This is a genomic window from Promicromonospora kroppenstedtii DSM 19349, from assembly GCF_000515355.1.
In the GTDB taxonomy this organism is placed as follows: domain Bacteria; phylum Actinomycetota; class Actinomycetes; order Actinomycetales; family Cellulomonadaceae; genus Promicromonospora; species Promicromonospora kroppenstedtii.
The window spans coordinates 6,976-10,057 of the sequence record NZ_KI911578.1; the positions used below are offsets into that span (position 1 = coordinate 6,976).

Annotated in this window: 6 protein-coding genes; all 6 read left to right on the top strand. The window is 69.7% G+C overall.

The window, feature by feature from the left end:
• Positions 1-25 precede the first annotated feature (25 nt).
• Positions 26-313 carry a peptidoglycan-binding domain-containing protein gene (locus PROKR_RS02245; RefSeq protein ID WP_084800207.1) on the top strand — a complete coding sequence of 96 codons (288 nt, stop codon included), beginning with the start codon at positions 26-28 and terminating at the stop codon, positions 311-313.
• Complete coding sequence (locus PROKR_RS02250) at positions 310-555, top strand: hypothetical protein (RefSeq protein ID WP_036959182.1); 246 nt, start codon at positions 310-312, stop codon at positions 553-555. The genes PROKR_RS02245 and PROKR_RS02250 overlap by 4 nt, the downstream gene beginning before the upstream one ends.
• A 10-nt stretch (positions 556-565) precedes the next feature.
• Positions 566-748: a hypothetical protein gene (locus tag PROKR_RS02255; protein ID WP_036959181.1), complete on the top strand. Its 183-nt coding sequence runs from the start codon at positions 566-568 to the stop codon at positions 746-748.
• A 241-nt stretch (positions 749-989) separates the two neighbouring features.
• Complete coding sequence (locus tag PROKR_RS32245; protein WP_157601823.1) at positions 990-1,163, top strand: DUF6381 family protein; 174 nt, start codon at positions 990-992, stop codon at positions 1,161-1,163.
• 2 nt (positions 1,164-1,165) lie between these two features.
• The gene (locus PROKR_RS32250; RefSeq protein ID WP_157601822.1) at positions 1,166-1,333 is read left to right on the top strand and encodes a hypothetical protein; all 168 of its coding nucleotides are present in this window, start codon (positions 1,166-1,168) and stop codon (positions 1,331-1,333) included.
• 932 nt (positions 1,334-2,265) lie between these two features.
• Positions 2,266-2,886 (top strand): hypothetical protein, encoded by a 621-nt coding sequence (locus PROKR_RS30430; RefSeq protein ID WP_169736295.1) that lies wholly within the window; start codon positions 2,266-2,268, stop codon positions 2,884-2,886.
• The last annotated feature ends 196 nt before the right edge of the window (positions 2,887-3,082 follow it).

Sequence of the window (3,082 nt, forward strand, 5' to 3'; positions counted from 1 at the left end):
GCCAGGGTGGCGGCCGCGAGGAGGCGTGGCACTGGGAGCGCTCGGGCCGTGCCCGCGTGCGCCACACGATCAACCGCCCCGCGGCCGGTCGCTCGGCCTGGGCTCGTCCGGCCCCGAGGTGCGGCAGCTCCAGCGCGACCTGAACAAGATCTACGCGAAGCGCGGGATCGAGATCGCGGACGACGGTGACTTCGGCATGGGCACCTACGCCCTCGTCCGCCGCTTCCAGCGTGCCCGCGGCTACTTCCTGCGTAACGGCGTCGTGGGCAAGTGGACGAAGTCCGCCATCGCCCGCGCCGTCAAGGCCGCATGACCCCGGCCTCGCCTGACGACGAGAACGTCGACACCCGGGTCGCTCTGGCCCGGATGGAGACGAAGCTCGACCTCGTCCTCGGGCAGCACGGCACGAAACTCGACGACCACGAGGCCCGCCTCCGCATCGTCGAGGACCGCAAGACCGTCTCGCCGATGGGCCTCCTGTCCGCCGTTGGCGGCGGCGTCGGTGTCCTCGGCGGGCTCGTGCTCCTGCTCCAGAGCATCAACCTCACCCCCTGATCGGAGATCCATGTTCAAGAACCGCATCGTGAACGCCCTCCTCGCTGGCCTGGCCGGCGCCCTGGCCGTGACCGGGCCGCTGGTCGGCGATGGCCTGTCCGCTGAGGACATCGTCGCCGTCTCGCTGGCCTTCCTCGCCGCCGGCGGGTTCGCCGCCACGCCGCCCAAGTCGGGCCTCCCGTCCGGCGACTGACGCCTCTAGCCCCCGTCCTCCTCGCGAGGGCGGGGGCTTTTCGCATTTTGGGGTGAGCCGCTCCGGTGGCCCAGGCCGATTACCTCCTCGTCAGGCAGTACAGACCGCACGAAGGAGGCCGCCATGCGCCCTGGAACCTACTTGGACAAGGACGACAAGCCCGTCGTCGTCCGCACCACGCCGACCGGCTACAGCATCACGCACGCCGACGGCACCGTGACGATGATCGGGGCCGCTGACCATGGGCTTCTTCGACCGCCCCGACAAGGCCATCGACCAGCTCCACAAGAAGGCCGAGGAGCTCGCTACGCAGGCGAAGCACGCCAAGGACCCCAAGCGGGCGAACCACCTCCGGAACGAGGCGACACGCCTCACCCGCAAGGCCGCCTTCGTGCGCGGGAACCGGGAGGACTGACCATGGAAGAGACCGAGATCGTCGGCCGCCTGCACTACCCCGGCGACGTCCGCAACGCCGACCCGATGCTCTACGACTCGCCCCGTCACGGGCTCGTGCGCCCGGTCATGGCCGAGTACGACGAGACCACCGACAAGACGCTCGTCGAGTTCGCGGCGGTGGGTGAGTGAGGCAGGTAGGCGCCGCCTGGGAGGGCTACAAGGACGACGCCGAGCGCGACGCCGTCTTCTCGGCCGTCCTCGTCTACGCCGACGGCAAGGAGCGACGCTTCGGCCCCTGGGACCGGAAGCGCACCGCGAAGGCCGTCATCACGTCGCACCTGAACGGTGCGCGGGATCGGGCGACGTGGGGCGCGCGTACCGCAACGAGCCCGTCTCCGGCCGCGTCGAGCGCGCCGACAATTGGGAGGTGGTCGAGTGACCGACATCCCGCACCCCCCTGATCGGCCTGGTCGGCGTGAAGAGGTCCGGCAAAGACACCTTCGCGGCCGGCCTGGTCGAGCGGGGCTACACCCGCGTCGCGTTCGCCGACCCGCTCCGCGAGATGGTCGAGGAGATCGACCCGTGGCTCATCACGCCGCCCTGGCAGCCCGAGCCGACCATCCGGCTCTTGCAGGCTCTCCAGATCTACGGCGGCTGGGAGGGCCTGAAGGACACGCCCTACGGCCCCGAGGCCCGGCGCCTCCTCCAGCAGAGCGGGCAGGCCGTGCGCCGTCGCGGCCCGGGCTTCTGGTTGAATGCCGGCCTCGCGGAGGCGACGGGTGCGCTCATGGAAGGCGCTCCCGGCGTCGTCATCACGGACGTCCGCTACAAGAACGAGGCCGACGCGATCCAACGTGACGGCGGCATCCTCGTCCGCATCGTCCGCCCGGACTTAGTCTCAACGGACACCCCACCGTCTGAGACTGAGCTCGCCGACTACCCCCCGATTTCACCATCCGAAACTCCGGCACGGCCGACGAGCTTGTCGCGCTTGCCCGAGACCTCCGCTTCTGATACTCCGGCCCCGGCCCTCCTCGTGAGGGCCGGGGCTTTCTGTCGTTTCGGGGTGATTTGGGGCACGCCCGCTGGGCAAGGCCCCTTGCGTGGGCTACCGTGTAGGTATGGAACCGAGTCTCGCGCCCCTACAGCGCCAAGCGGTAGAGCACATGCGCCGCTACCTCGCGGCCCCCGTCGAGGAGCGAACGCCGCACGTGCGCGCGTTCGCCGAGGTCCTGTTCGAGGCCCGGCAACACTTCTTGCGCGGGGACGGCGAGCCCGACTACGCCGGACGCACGCACCCCTACCGGCGCTGGGTCGGCGAGGTCTACGCGGAGGCGGGCGTCCCGGCCGAGCGCCGGAACTCGATCCGCTCGTCGGTGAGTTGGCACCTGAGCGAGATCATGCGCGAGTCCGTCGACAAGGAGACCTTGGCGGACCACGGGGCTGAAGCCTCAGACGCAGTCCGAGGCGAACCAGGAGCACCGCAAGCAAGACCGCGCCGTCGTGCGCGCCCTCACGTCCCGCGACGTCGCCGGCGGCTCGCTGATGGCGATCACCGCGGCAGCGACCGTGCTAGCGAAGGTCACGGGGCCGAGCTGACACGCCTCGACCCGCACGCCGCGGAGGTCGCGAAGGCCACGCTCGAAGACCTGGAGAGCACCGCGCGCCGCCTGTCCAAGCGCGTGGCCGTCCGGCCCGTCGCCGAGGAGGGCGGCGCCCCGCTCTTCAGCGCCACGGACTAGCGCCGGAGGAGCACCTCCACGCCCCCGAGGGGTGTAGAAGGTGTAGAAGTTGTAGGTCTCTCTTATTACCCTTCAAGGTTTTGTTTTCTTGAGAGGTAACTAGGGAGACCTACAACTTCTACACCTTCTACACCATCGAACTGCTTTGCCTGCAAGGTGAGCCGCACCCGGCCCCCAGGCCGATTCCTCTCTCCGT